This window comes from Pseudoalteromonas sp. MB41 (assembly GCF_020966275.1).
GTDB lineage: Bacteria > Pseudomonadota > Gammaproteobacteria > Enterobacterales > Alteromonadaceae > Pseudoalteromonas > Pseudoalteromonas lipolytica.
Genome location: NZ_JAJJZF010000033.1, coordinates 26,447 through 39,083, shown reverse-complemented (window position 1 = coordinate 39,083; position 12,637 = coordinate 26,447). Strand labels below are relative to the sequence as shown.

At 41.3% G+C, this 12,637-nt stretch carries 15 protein-coding genes; all 15 read right to left on the bottom strand.

Annotated elements, in window-relative coordinates:
• Positions 1 to 307, bottom strand: a 307-nt coding sequence (locus tag LPA49_RS20370; protein ID WP_230237678.1) for a transposase, incomplete at its 3' end; no start/stop codon positions are given.
• Positions 308 to 441: 134 nt separating this feature from the next.
• On the bottom strand, positions 442 to 2,931 hold the full coding sequence (locus LPA49_RS20365; RefSeq protein ID WP_230237676.1) for a host specificity factor TipJ family phage tail protein: 2,490 nt from the start codon (positions 2,929 to 2,931) through the stop codon (positions 442 to 444).
• Positions 2,915 to 3,310 carry an NlpC/P60 family protein gene (locus LPA49_RS20360; protein WP_268260794.1) on the bottom strand — a complete coding sequence of 132 codons (396 nt, stop codon included), beginning with the start codon at positions 3,308 to 3,310 and terminating at the stop codon, positions 2,915 to 2,917. Before LPA49_RS20360 ends, LPA49_RS20365 begins: the two co-directional genes overlap by 17 nt.
• Positions 3,311 to 3,312: 2 nt before the next feature.
• Complete coding sequence (locus tag LPA49_RS20355; protein WP_230237673.1) at positions 3,313 to 3,804, bottom strand: DUF1833 family protein; 492 nt, start codon at positions 3,802 to 3,804, stop codon at positions 3,313 to 3,315.
• A 14-nt stretch (positions 3,805 to 3,818) separates the two neighbouring features.
• Positions 3,819 to 4,499 carry a hypothetical protein gene (locus LPA49_RS20350; protein WP_230237671.1) on the bottom strand — a complete coding sequence of 227 codons (681 nt, stop codon included), beginning with the start codon at positions 4,497 to 4,499 and terminating at the stop codon, positions 3,819 to 3,821.
• On the bottom strand, positions 4,490 to 6,292 hold the full coding sequence (locus LPA49_RS20345) for a sialate O-acetylesterase (RefSeq protein ID WP_230237669.1): 1,803 nt from the start codon (positions 6,290 to 6,292) through the stop codon (positions 4,490 to 4,492). The genes LPA49_RS20350 and LPA49_RS20345 overlap by 10 nt, the downstream gene beginning before the upstream one ends.
• Before the next feature lie 2 nt (positions 6,293 to 6,294).
• Positions 6,295 to 6,759 carry a hypothetical protein gene (locus tag LPA49_RS20340; protein WP_230237667.1) on the bottom strand — a complete coding sequence of 155 codons (465 nt, stop codon included), beginning with the start codon at positions 6,757 to 6,759 and terminating at the stop codon, positions 6,295 to 6,297.
• Position 6,760: 1 nt separating this feature from the next.
• Positions 6,761 to 9,535: a tape measure protein gene (locus LPA49_RS20335; RefSeq protein ID WP_230237665.1), complete on the bottom strand. Its 2,775-nt coding sequence runs from the start codon at positions 9,533 to 9,535 to the stop codon at positions 6,761 to 6,763.
• Positions 9,522 to 9,770 (bottom strand): DUF1799 domain-containing protein, encoded by a 249-nt coding sequence (locus tag LPA49_RS20330; protein WP_326847811.1) that lies wholly within the window; start codon positions 9,768 to 9,770, stop codon positions 9,522 to 9,524. Before LPA49_RS20330 ends, LPA49_RS20335 begins: the two co-directional genes overlap by 14 nt.
• Positions 9,771 to 9,859: 89 nt before the next feature.
• Positions 9,860 to 10,183 (bottom strand): phage tail assembly chaperone, encoded by a 324-nt coding sequence (locus tag LPA49_RS20325; RefSeq protein ID WP_230237661.1) that lies wholly within the window; start codon positions 10,181 to 10,183, stop codon positions 9,860 to 9,862.
• 35 nt (positions 10,184 to 10,218) lie between these two features.
• Positions 10,219 to 11,130, bottom strand: a complete 912-nt coding sequence (locus tag LPA49_RS20320; RefSeq protein WP_230237660.1) for a phage tail tube protein — start codon at positions 11,128 to 11,130, stop codon at positions 10,219 to 10,221.
• Positions 11,127 to 11,264 carry a hypothetical protein gene (locus LPA49_RS20315; RefSeq protein ID WP_230237659.1) on the bottom strand — a complete coding sequence of 46 codons (138 nt, stop codon included), beginning with the start codon at positions 11,262 to 11,264 and terminating at the stop codon, positions 11,127 to 11,129. The genes LPA49_RS20320 and LPA49_RS20315 overlap by 4 nt, the downstream gene beginning before the upstream one ends.
• A 9-nt stretch (positions 11,265 to 11,273) precedes the next feature.
• Complete coding sequence (locus tag LPA49_RS20310) at positions 11,274 to 11,720, bottom strand: hypothetical protein (protein ID WP_230237657.1); 447 nt, start codon at positions 11,718 to 11,720, stop codon at positions 11,274 to 11,276.
• Entirely contained in the window at positions 11,713 to 12,219 is a 507-nt protein-coding gene (locus LPA49_RS20305) for a hypothetical protein (RefSeq protein WP_230237655.1), read from the bottom strand. Before LPA49_RS20305 ends, LPA49_RS20310 begins: the two co-directional genes overlap by 8 nt.
• Complete coding sequence (locus LPA49_RS20300; RefSeq protein ID WP_230237653.1) at positions 12,219 to 12,596, bottom strand: hypothetical protein; 378 nt, start codon at positions 12,594 to 12,596, stop codon at positions 12,219 to 12,221. Before LPA49_RS20300 ends, LPA49_RS20305 begins: the two co-directional genes overlap by 1 nt.
• Between the last annotated feature and the right edge of the window lie 41 nt (positions 12,597 to 12,637).

Genomic DNA, 12,637 nt, shown 5'->3' with positions numbered 1-12,637 from the left:
CGCGTCTTTCAACTAATGCTTTGAGCCATTGCTCTTTTTTCGTTTTTGGCTCGCGATGCTTTAACTGACTGATGACCGCTCTGGCCCCCAGAAATAAGTGACTTCGTAATATCATCTCTCCGCGGTATTTGGCTATATGACCTATTCGCACTTTTCCACCACTTGAGTGCTGACGTGGGGTGACGCCAATATTGGCTGCTGCATTACGTCCGCTCGTAAAATGGGTTGTGTCACTTAAGCTAATTAATAAACCAACCGCGGTGATAGGCCCTACGCCCTCAAGAGCCAGTAAGCGTTCATGATGCAAGCCGCGAAAACTCGCGGTAGAAAATCGCGAAAAATGCGAAAACTCAGCATTTCACTATTTTGAACACTCTTTCAGTATTCCAAAGAAAAAAGCAGCTAATAAAAGCTGCTCTATATAATGTATAACTTATTATGTTAAGTGGGCGCTAAACTATCATCGTCTAGATAAACCCTTTCATCGTAGCGCTCAGCTGTCACTTTTACCCTATCTGTTGATGAAGGTTTAATATCTGATATAAGAACGTTGTTACACCACCGGCTAGTAATGCCAAACATAAATAAAGGTGGTTCTATTGAGCCATCGAAGACAGGCTCAAAGTCTAGCGCTTCATTTATAACAACTTCATTGCTTGTTGAACCTATTGATGCTGTATAAGGACCTGATAATGTACCGTCTGGCTTTCTGAGCGCTAATACGTGAGATTGACCGCTTTGCCATTTTAGTTCTACATTTACATATACTGAGTTTCCAATGATGTACTCAACAACTCCTGACTGCTCGTAACCAGGTATATCATCAGCTAGTGCACAGTAATCAAGATAACTCGAATTAAGTGCATCCATTTCAGTTGTGAAGTTAAAAGTAGTTCGACGGTATCGGCGAGTTCTTCGCTCACGCATACCATATTGATATGCTTTATCTCTGTTTGTAATTCCAAATGCACGGATCTTATCTGGGTTGATACCCAAGTCACCTGGTAACAAACACAGCACTGTTTCAGACTTCCAAGTAACAGGGCTAAAGTATTCAACTTCAATACCATCATGCTCATCATCATCGATTAGCTTTATATCTCTATCTAAAAGTCCGATATAGTTATCAGGCTGATACATATGTTTATGAATCGTGCGAGGTTGATCACGAACAGGTAAAATCTTGCCGTAGTCTAAAACGGGTTTTGCAAAGCCTGGTGCTAAAACTCTTTTTAGAACCGCAAATAATGTACTGCCAGTATCAAACACGGCATTAAACTCATCACCACGGTTATGCCAAATAGTATGCAAAGCTTCTAGCTCATCTAAACCTATTTTATCTTGGCTATGTCCGGCGCTTTGAATCACATGCGCAAAGAAAGGAGCAATATCAGTCGTTGGCCTTGGCTCACTCCACACACCATTTTCATAGACAGGCAAAATTCGTGTTGGTATCACATTAAACTTGTTTTCTGCAGAACCAGCTAACGCATTTGTACCACGAATTTTTACTGCAATCGTTGTTGCCCCTGGATAACTAGTAGCGCTAGTTAATTCAGCTTTTAAGCCAGTCCAATAAATATCATCATATATACGTGTATCATCTGTCGCAGCAGTCACACGCTTTACCCTAACTTCAGGTCTTATGTATAGTGGTAAGTCTATTGGAACAGTAAAACCCAACTGATCATTCGTAGAATTAGTAAATACTTCATCATCTATTGGTGTCCACTCATCATCACCAGCATTTCTATATTCAATACGTACAGTAACAGTACGAACTAAAAAGTTACCGTCATCATCTAGCTCACCTAGACCTTGCGGAAATAAGAAATCAAGCCATAACTTGTTGGTCAATTCACCATCTGGACACGCAAAATAAGGCCCGTTAAACTGCCCATCTCCACCGCCATCTTCAACTTCAACGGTTGCATTTGAGTTAATTTCAGATACGAAATCAGTCCAACTAGGATCATCCTGAAATTGGCCATCAACTTTATTAACCTGGTTGCCATCAACATTAAGGTTCAAGATTTCATAGTAGCCATCATTTAGGCCATCAACTGAGTTTGATACTGTAATTATTTCACCGACTTGAAAAGGTAAAGGTGTTTTATGTGTGAAGCTACCAATTTCAGGTTCATATTCGGTTTTGTAAACAATAATTTCATCACCACCAAACGTATATGAATAGGTTCCATTTATACCACCAGTACTAGTTACTCGGCCTTTTAGTTCAATACCCGAACTACCCGAAGTTGAGCCTACTTCACTTGAGGTGTAAACATTTCTATGAGCTTCATGCCCTGAAACATCTTCGCCTGGTCCAAAGACTTGGCAATCTATATCACCCACATATCGGTTTATTGGTGTGTTAGCTATTAAAATATTCTCATCTAATATTTCATAACTGCCTTTACCTACGCACAACATTAAATAAAGCCATTGCTCATTATTAATGTATTCTTTGCGGGGCATAGTTAAGTAATCCGGAAATACCTTATGATGGCCAGCGTTTTCAGGAATAACCCCCATAAGCTTTGGTTTATTTCCCTGAGTATTAACATCATAAATAGAGCTGCCATCTGGCGTAGTGCTGTTGTAATTATCAGGAATTTGGTTAGTCGCGTAAATTGCGACACCAACGGCAATAACAGCAATAATTGCATATGCGATAGCTTCAGCGCCTTTAGCTTCAACAATTAGTTTTACGTCATCACCCGGATTAAAAGTTGTAGCCTTAAATTCATTGGGCTTAACTTCTCTACTATTAATAAAAGCACTGAAAAGTGGAGTATCTGACTCAACATAATCAGGCACGTTTGAAACAAGCCATTGGTGCAATGTTTCGCCAGCATTACCTTTGCAAAGCTCAAATAGTGAAAGGTCTAGCTTGTTAGGATATACATTTATATCAACCTGCGTATTCATACACTTTAACCTCACTAAAAAGCCTTTTAAAAACACTCACTCTAACAAACGACGCTCCATGCTTTTTACATGTATGTAGAACATGAGTTTCGCCATCTACGTCAACACACACTCCCATATGCACGAGGTTGCACCCTGTAAAACCGCATATCACAGCACCTGGTTTTACAGCGCATAGCTCAAATTCTTCAGCTAACAATGAATATGCACCTGTGAATTCTGCTTTATGCTCGGAACGAACATGGCCAAAAGATGTAAAAAGCGGGAGGTTATATATATGATGAAGAACTAGACGTGTTAAACCCCAACAATCTAATCCCTTCATCGTTCTGCCACCTTCAACATATGGGACAGTTTTATAATCATTAAGATGGTTCATAATTAACTAAAGTACTTTAAACCTGGGGCAAAATCTGGTGTGTATCGATCAGTTGGCCATGCTGCATTTACCAAGTCATTGAATGATGCAACAACATTAACCCTTAAAGCATTAGCCTTAACACTAACAGCGGTCATTTCAAGAGGTCGTTCGCCTGGTTCGTCTAAATAACTAGCCGTGTAAACACGGTAAATTACTTTCACCTTTTCACCGGCTTCAAATGCTGTTTCAACTACCTCTAAAGACTGGCCAGTTATATTGTCTAATTGAAACTGCAGGTCTTGACGGCCTTTAACTGAACGTTCAGGTAGTGAAACCCCTAATGCGCACGCTTCAAAAGCAACCATTTCACCACCTTCTATTCCAGCGGTAACATCATCAAAACCTGAACAAATACGGATCACCCCAAACGAAGTGGCTTGCAATTCTAATGAATGAATTGGCAAGTCATTCGTTGGGGCGCTAGCGTAAAGCCTTTGGAGTACTTGGCTCATAGGAGTAATATTCTTTATGTATACTTTGTTTCTAAATACTGCATAACAGAAGCCATTTCATTATCTGTAAGCGCCCTGTTATATATCAACACTTCATGTATTTTTGTTGGGCTATCAGATATACCGCGTCCTAAATCAAATGTAGCAATGACATTATCTCTAGCACCACCAGTTACAGTTGCAAGCTGATAGTCTTTTCCACGTTCTTTTATAAAGCTATCCATTACAGTAGATAATGACGTGCTATCGATACGAAGTGAGTAAATAACTGGTGTTACTAAATTATTAGTGCTCTGATTAAGAGTTAATTGCGCTGAGCTGGCCCCGTTACATCTAGTTTGAAAAAGCGAAGAACCACTTGCACCAATGATTGCCGAACCTACCGCATTTCCTTTTGCTATATGGGCCTGTTTTCCTTCTTTTATTGATGCAATTATCGTTAAATTTTCTGTTTCTGCGATTGGTGTTCTAAAAAAGTTGTTAGAAGCTGAGTTTTGAGGAAATGAAATAGAATTTTGATCAAATTCAAAACTTTCACCAAACCACGTACCTGCTAAATTATCAACCAAATTAACCTCTGAATCAGCCTTGGTTGCTTTAAAGTCATAATGCGCTATTAGTCCTGATTTTATAAAGTCTAATGAGCCTAAGTTATTTGCAAATGACTCACCTAAACACTTAACTATTAAAGCCATGATAGCTCTCCTTCTTTTAACGAAAACATAACGAGCCAATTGTGAAGCGGCTGATTCAATCCATTCTCATCAAATATCAAGTTGCTACCTTGCGAGTCACGAACATTACCTCTTGCACCTTCGTTTCGTCCTACTTCTCCTGTTGCATTATCTGAGAACAAAGCGTAATCAACAGTGATAGGATTATCATCCATCTCATTTTGCATAGTTATTTTTATTATGTCTTTATTTAATATTTCAACATTACTGATCGAGAGTTGAACACCTGCATTATCAAAAACTCTAAAACCATAATTCTGGTTCTGGCTGACCCAATCAGTGTCAAAAACTAGCGGCGGATAAGGTACATGCATTTTTATGTTGATAGATTTTCGAGAGCGGTTAAAAGCAATAGGCTTTAATGGTACAAATTTTTTACCATCTATAACTTCACGTTTATAAGCTACGCCAAGATAAGCGCCAGCAACTTTACTATCTTTAGATGTTAAATGAACCTCATTTGTAGAATTCAAGTAATCAAACTGATACATAGGCATAGCAAGAATAAAGTCATCGTGCTCTACAGAAAGCTCTAATTGAGCCTGTGCTATCGGTGCAAATTCTGCGTTACTTATATTGTTCTGTTTAAAATACTTAAGATGTGAACCAACCTGATAGCTAATAATTTTTGGTCGGGTGCTTTGCATTGTAATTAACATGGAATCATCAATAACATCATTGACTAATGCTGCTAAATTAGATTTATACGCTGTTTTATCTGATAGTGCTTCAACTGAATAATCGGCTTCGCCCTGCATCCAAATCATTGATTGAAAAGAATATGATTTATTTTGTTCTCCTGCGCGTAATCGACCATATTCTATATCTGCCATCAATCGAGAATAATATGCAGTACCTTTGCTTAATTGACTTAGACCCTTACTACTTTCACCTGCTGCGGAGGCTAAAAGCTGATAGTTTTGTTCCGTATAGTTAATTTTATTCTCTGCCGCTATTAACTCTTTTATATTTTGAGTCATACCGCTAAGAGGCGTCTCTCCTAAATTGCCACTCACTGATTCAACTAAAGGTAGAAGTGATGAGTAAATAACAGATGGATCTGTGCCACTATCATATGCACGAACACCGCCAGAAAACATCAAGCTGTCATAATGCTGAACATTACTAATTACTGCTTGACCTTTCGTAAATCCGGCACTTAAAGATTGTCCGTAACTAGCAACTCCGTTCATTTCACTTTCAAAATTACCATTACTAATGTTATTTAAGTAATTAGATGTGTCGATACCATTTATTTTTTTTGTAATAACATCTGCAGTATAGGTTTTTACAGTGTGTGTAAATCCTTCTTTATCGATAGCAAATGCTACTTTATTTTGTTCATCTATAACAATATATGCATAATCTTCTTTTAATTCGCTATAGACTGATTTATTTATCTCTTTCAAGCTTTCCAAGCTTGGATATGATTTCTTAAAAACGGCAGTGCCTGATTCATTTTTATATAGATCTAAGTATTTATCTTCACTATCAGATACGACACTAAAAAACTGTCCATCATTAGTTGCAGCAATTCCCGCTGATGTAGTGGCGTACTTCACAGCATCTATATCCGCTGCCGCATCCAGAACTAACTGAACCTTGGCTGTTATTTCATCAAGGGTCTTTTTCTGTATACTTGGTTTCTCTACACCATTAATAGATACTGATGTATTTTCATCTCCAGATAAAATAATATTCAATTGACCAAGTAAGGTCTCAAGCTCTGTAACTAAACTAAAAAAGGATGCCATTTCTAATTCTCCTGATATGTACTTAAGGCGCTTTCAACACCATTCACAAACTCTTCTAGCGTGTTCGGTGCTAGCGCATTTATAGCCGCCTCTTCCTCACTCGCTGCTTTATATTCTTTCATTTCAATCTGCGCCTGGTATTGCCATACCAAAGTGCTTATTGGTTTCATGTTCTCTAGTGGATCTTTCATAAACCGAACCTGATGCTTAACAACGCCTCGAGGCGTTAAAATATCCATCAAAAACCAGTCAATTAAATTCACTCCATGATCAACAAAACCTTCAAACACTGTCGCTTCGTCTTTTCTTAAGCGCCAAGTTGCTTCCATATGAGTTGGTACACTTAAATGCTTACGGCGCTGGCGTGCTCGGCCAGTGCTCATTTCTGTGCGAAGTATGTTTGGTTGACGCTTATAAGCTGCATCTTTTAAACGTGGTAAAGGCAGCGAACTTGGGTAATTGATCATCTTAGGTTCCCGTGCGCTGCATATTTGGATAAGTGCGTTCTAGCACTTCTGACATAGGGCCACCGCCTCGAATGTCAGCAACAAATAAGTTAATTTGTTCGTCGCCATTTTCTGAGCGTGTTTTCTCGTATGTGCCAGCACGGCTTGCATCTTCAACAAGTCTTATTACTACATTTACGTTAGTTGCGCCTGCAGCTGTGCCTGGTGTTCCAGCCGCTTTCATTTGGCTAGGGTTAAACACACGGCCACCATTACCGCCCGCTAAATAATGTTTACCATTTAGCTCTACAAGCTCAGGCGTATTGCGCTCACCAATCTCAATCAACTTGTTACTATTGGTGTAACCGCCATATTGGAAACCTGGTGGTTTTTGATCTTTGATAGATTTAACTTGAGCCAAACCAAGGCCAGTAATTACACCTGCAGCAATTGGTCCAGCAATTGGCCCCAATTCAAGTGCCGCAGCTGCAGCTGTGTAAGTACTCATTAAAGCTTTAGCAATATTCAGTGTTTGCTGAACTTTAAAAGCCTTTTTACTGTGCGTTGCATATTGGCCAGCTAGGTTCTCACCAATTTCTAAACCAATGGCAACACGGTCATTACCACTAGCACGATCAAAATCAACGAACTGCTGGACTACTTGGCCATAGTTACCTGCATATCTAAGTTGAACAGCGCGTTTGCGGTCTTCATGTGCAGCCTCTTCAGCTTCAATACGGCTATGAAACCCTTGCAACTCAGCAATTTCAGTTTCATATCTATCACGACGAATTTGGTCTTCACGTTGGCGGGCTTCATTCTGGCGCTGTATTTCACGCGCTTGTTTGTCTGATTCAAGTTTTTCTAATGCAGCATCACGTTGCTGGCGAAGCTGTAGCTCAATTTCAGCATAACGTGCAGAGTCTTTGCCTTGCTCATCGAGGGCATTTCTAGCTATCTCTGTACGACGAGTATAAGACTGACGAATACGATCTTCTTCAGTCAATAGGTCTTCTGTTAACTGCGTAAAATCTTTTTCAATATCCGCTTGTTTGTTTTTTTCATCAATTAAGCTGGCAAGGTTACGCAGTTCTTGTTGTTGCTGGGGTAGTAACTTGGCGTATTTACCACTGGCAATTTCATAATTAAGCTTTTCAAGCTCAGTGTTTTTACCTAGCAAGGCTAAGCGCTGCTGGTAAGAGGCATTCGCTTTTTGAAAAGCAGAAAGGTCATTTGGGCTTTGGCCTTGTTCAGGCTTCTTAGTCGTGCTTTTCCCTACAACAGCCTGTAAAGCAACTATCTCATTTTTAAGATCAGTTACACGTTTTTCTGCTGCTTCAACATCTTCAAACTTGCCCTTTAAGAACGGATTATTGAAACGTTGCCTTGCTTCATCTGCGAGCTGAATTGCACCTTTTAAACGCCCTTGAGCTAGCAACAATAAGCCTTGCGCTTGTTTACCGGTTAAGTTTGCATATGGGCTTAAATCTTTACTTGCGTCTTTAAGTTTATTTACAGAATCTGTTGCATCGTCCGCATTTGATGCAAATTCATAAATCCCCCAAGCAGCCAACATGATTAAACCTGCAGGGCCACCTAAAAGACCCATAGTGCCGCCTAGTGCACGCATTGCTATATTCGAACTGCGCACAGCAGCTGTATGCGCAACCGTTGCAGCAGTTAACCGTGCTTTTGCAGGGCCTAACACGTTTGCCGCGCCAGTCATTGCAACCAAAGTTTGCACTTTACGCATATTTGCTTGAGCTGAAGCCAGCTCTGCAGCTGTATTTTTTACCGTTTCTTGAGCCAGTCGAGCTTTAGCTATTGTTGCTCTGGCCATGCCAGCTGCACTTACTGTTAAGCTGGTCGCTAATCTTCCACCAATAACAATAGCTAGCGCAGTTGCAGCTGTTGTTAGATTATCAATTAAGTCTTGATTTGTAGTCAGCTCATTTAATACCGTAGTTGCAGCATCAATTGCCGGCACAAGTGCAAAACTCACTGGTTGTTCTATACGGTTTATTAATTGCTCATAGGCTGTTTGAGTTCGATTAAGCGCCGCGGGTACGGTAGATGCAATACTTTGTGCAGCCCCCTCATACTCATCTAGTGCTTTGATAAAGGTATCTTTAAAAAAGGTGTTGGTTACTTTACCGCTAAGAACCATTTGCCTAAAGCCACCAGACACAAGGCCAGCAGCTTTATCTAATTCAGTTATCAAACCAGGTAACGGATCAACCACTTGATTAAATTCTTCTGCACGTACTATTGAAGAATCCATCGCTTGAGCAAAGCCATACATGGTTTGTTCTAGCTGAGTATTAGATGCACCGATTTTAGCGGCAACATTTGATGTACCTTCAAGAACCTTACGTCCCTCTTCAGCAGATAACTTATTTGCTTTTTGTAAAGTAAGAATTCTGGCGTAGCTATCAGCCATGGTTGAATAAACTTTATTGTGCTTATTACTTATCTCAATCAAGTAATTCTGCACTTGGGCGTATTCTTGGCTTGAAGTGGTTAACCCTTGTAAACGGGCATTAAGTAGTTGGATCTGGCCAATATTTTGCACTTGCTGCTGTGCAAAATTAAGAGCCATAAAGCCACCAACAGCGGTGGCAAGGCTGGTATAACTGCGGGCAACACTATTATTACTAGATTCAAGCGCACGATTTTGCGCAACTTGCTGCTGCGCTTGTCGTTGTAACGAGCGTATATCGTTTGTATTCGTACGCGTACCTTGGCTAATTGCTTTGCCATCGTACAGTACTTTTAAACTTAAGTTATATCTGCTCATGCTGCTCTCGTGCTGCGTTTATTGCTTCTACTTCTAACACCTGAATTTTTTTAAAAATATCAGGGGTAATGTTTAACTCAGCTAGCCGCCAAGCGACTTCAGCATTGCCATAATCAAGGCCGCGTCCTTCTCCTTGCCATTGTGTTTCAACCATTAAAAACGCATTTACTGCTTCAGCATTACAGCTGTACAAATCAAAATGTTTCTCTTTGTTTTGCGCTTTTACTTGGTCAATGACTTCCTTGGGTGCTTTTTGCTGGGTTAAAACTTCAAGTAAATGTTTGGTGTCGGGGTGTTCGTCGGCTACCCAATAGCGGGCAGCCTCTAGTAGTTTTTTCTGCCAGCCACAGCTACAGCCACAAAATAGGCATCAAGCACAGCAGTTCGCCACCAACTCACCTTTAAACATTTAGCTAAGTTGTCATCGTTAAATGGCAATGGCTCATTACCTTCATCAACAAAGTCATCACCCCAGCCAACGAGCACGCGCTTAATCATTTCGTGGTCGCCACTTTCGGCAAGCGCTTCGTTTGCGTCATCATCAAGTAGCTTAAATTCAGCGGTAAACTCGTGGCTGTTGCCATCAAACGTAAACTTAACGGGCTGCTTAACTTGCACGTTCTGCATTGTCACAATTGAAAAAGCCATTGTTTTCTCCTGGTGTAAAAGTGTTTTAAAACGAATTAATCAAGTAACAGGCTAAACTCGTCATTGCCTGTTTGCGGTAAAATAGCTAAGGCCATTTCAAGCTCTGCTTTTTTAGTGCGCTCAACATACTTAGGCTGTTTCACTTGCACTTTAGGGCAGCTAATCGTTACACGGTGACCACCTGCAGGGCCGTGCTTAATTTGCAGATTGCCGGTTGTCGAATCTTTTGCTCGAGTAAAAAAGTCAATATCAGCGACATTAGGCGCAGCAATATTGACTGAGCCAGACATTGCGCGGTCTAAAAACTCAATCTTTGCTGTAGTAAGAGTTGGATCAAACTCCACTTCGTTGCCTGCATCGATGCTAAGTTTCGACGGCACAACTTCGAAGCCATGTAATTCAAAGTCAGTGGTGCGTCCTGCGCCCAGCGGAATAGGTTTAGGCCATGCACTAAAGTCGGCGGTTGGTAATGCGTTATCTTCAGGCGCAACATAAAGGCCTTTAAAATCGAACGATAAATAAGGGATGCCTTTTTCAAGCTCAATGCTCACATTGCCTTGTGCACCTAACAAAGTGTGCTTATTGCGACCAAGCTGAAAGTGCATAGCCACTGATTCAGGCGCATCAGAAATAGGTGTGTACTCAACACTGGTATCAGCCACAATAACTTCAGCCATACCACAGGCGCGCATCAATGGTCCCCACGCTGGGGCAACACCTAATGTGCCACTGCCTACCAGTTCAACTTTAAAACTGATACCCGCATATTCATTCGTAAACATGCTTTCTTCAGCGCCTAAGTAAGGCGTATTTAAACCGCGCTCAACTTCCTCACCTTCAAGTGGGCGTAGCTCAATATCTTTAGTTAGCATGGCAAGCATTGCACCAGGCAACGTGCCATACGTTTGTTCAATTGCCGCTAATAGGCTGGTTTGTGACCATTTCATTTGCTTGCACCTTTGTCTTCAACTTTGTTCGCTTGCTTTTTAGTTGTGCTCTCAGGCTGTGTTCTGGCCACGAGCTTCAACTTACCTTTGGCGTCTTTTATATAGCTGCCGCCTTGGCTTGGCTTTTCGTTCATGCTGCTCTCCTAACTACTTACATTCACTGTTAAACGCATACGCGCCTGATGACACAACACACCACAAAACATAACTGGCGAGTGGTCATCCAAAATCAGCCCTGTGTCGTCGCCTTCGTCCAGGTCATCAACCAAATCATTAAGTAATGGATCACCTGCAAATGCGCCATCTAAAGATTCAATGGCATTTTCAAAGTGCTCTTGGCTGTCTTCGTCATCTACAAAGCTCTTTAAAAAAACCACATCAAAGGTATAAGTAACCGTTGTTCTAGTGGCGTACGGGTTTTGGCGTTTACGGCGCTTTAAACGGATATACCCGCCACTAATAGCATCACCTTGGGCATACATGGCTTTGAGTTCTTGAGTGTTTTTGCTAAAGCGCTCTTTTTTATAAAAGGTGCCTACATTTACACTATTAAGCACATTCAAAATCGCCGTTCTTACCTGGTTAAGCATTTGCGCCACCCAACTTATTAATCATCAACTTCATTGCTTCGTTAAACCGTGCCTGTATATATGGCTCACTGGCCTCAAGGCCTTCTTTAAACATCAACTTGCCAGTCGTACCACGCGCATTAATTTTCAATGCAATCAATGTCGCTACTCGTTCTGCTTCATCACCTTCAAGGCTAAGCACCGCCTCAACCCAATTCACTAAGGGTTCAATTGGTGGCATATGTGGTTTAGTGCCAAGCTCTACGGCTTCAGCGTAAAGCTTGCTAGTACCTACATAACCAATACTCACAGCTGGGTTTATTAAAACTTCACTATTAATACTGGCGGCTAAGTGGCCACCATCGCCGCTACCCAAAGGGGTTCTACTAACTACTTGATACTGTGCGTAAGCCACCGACTCATTCATTGCGCTCGAGAGCTGCTCTTGCACCATTGCTGGTGAGTGCTGCCAAAGCTCAGTCAATGCATCAAAGCCCTTTGCTGTAATTCGCACAGTCATTAGCGCAACCGCTGGCGCTTAGGCAGTTGCACAGCCTTACCATGCGCACTACTTTTATTGTCATTAACGACAACCCCCGCATACTGGCTGCGGTAGCCGTTGGCGATACGTCTGAAACTGTCGGCTTTAGTGCCGTGGTCAACGCTATCGCTTGAAATCGTACTGTTATCATCGTTGGCGTAATACGTGGCCAACATATCAATGCAGCTTGCCGCTGCGAGTTTTAAACAGACATCCACATGCTCTGCAGCAATCTCAACGTTACCCGTATCTTTTTGGTACTTCGCCAGCATATCGGCATAGGCACTGGAAATTTCATCAGCGCTTAAAATGCCTGCTTGGTCTTGTACATAAGCTGGGAGTCTGTCTGCGTACATAGTTAAAACACCTTATAAAGCGCATCCGTGCGCAACCGTGT

Bases quoted from the DNA above. Each gene is read 5' to 3' on its own strand.
- LPA49_RS20365 (WP_230237676.1), bottom strand. From the start codon at position 2,931: ATGAATACGCAGGTTGATATAAATGTATATCCTAACAAGCTAGACCTT.
- LPA49_RS20360 (WP_268260794.1), bottom strand. From the start codon at position 3,310: ATGAACCATCTTAATGATTATAAAACTGTCCCATATGTTGAAGGTGGC.
- LPA49_RS20355 (WP_230237673.1), bottom strand. From the start codon at position 3,804: ATGAGCCAAGTACTCCAAAGGCTTTACGCTAGCGCCCCAACGAATGAC.
- LPA49_RS20350 (WP_230237671.1), bottom strand. From the start codon at position 4,499: ATGGCTTTAATAGTTAAGTGTTTAGGTGAGTCATTTGCAAATAACTTA.
- LPA49_RS20345 (WP_230237669.1), bottom strand. From the start codon at position 6,292: ATGGCATCCTTTTTTAGTTTAGTTACAGAGCTTGAGACCTTACTTGGT.
- LPA49_RS20340 (WP_230237667.1), bottom strand. From the start codon at position 6,759: ATGATCAATTACCCAAGTTCGCTGCCTTTACCACGTTTAAAAGATGCA.
- LPA49_RS20335 (WP_230237665.1), bottom strand. From the start codon at position 9,535: ATGAGCAGATATAACTTAAGTTTAAAAGTACTGTACGATGGCAAAGCA.
- LPA49_RS20325 (WP_230237661.1), bottom strand. From the start codon at position 10,183: ATGGCTTTTTCAATTGTGACAATGCAGAACGTGCAAGTTAAGCAGCCC.
- LPA49_RS20320 (WP_230237660.1), bottom strand. From the start codon at position 11,130: ATGAAATGGTCACAAACCAGCCTATTAGCGGCAATTGAACAAACGTAT.
- LPA49_RS20315 (WP_230237659.1), bottom strand. From the start codon at position 11,264: ATGAACGAAAAGCCAAGCCAAGGCGGCAGCTATATAAAAGACGCCAAA.
- LPA49_RS20310 (WP_230237657.1), bottom strand. From the start codon at position 11,720: ATGCTTAACCAGGTAAGAACGGCGATTTTGAATGTGCTTAATAGTGTA.
- LPA49_RS20305 (WP_230237655.1), bottom strand. From the start codon at position 12,219: ATGACTGTGCGAATTACAGCAAAGGGCTTTGATGCATTGACTGAGCTT.
- LPA49_RS20300 (WP_230237653.1), bottom strand. From the start codon at position 12,596: ATGTACGCAGACAGACTCCCAGCTTATGTACAAGACCAAGCAGGCATT.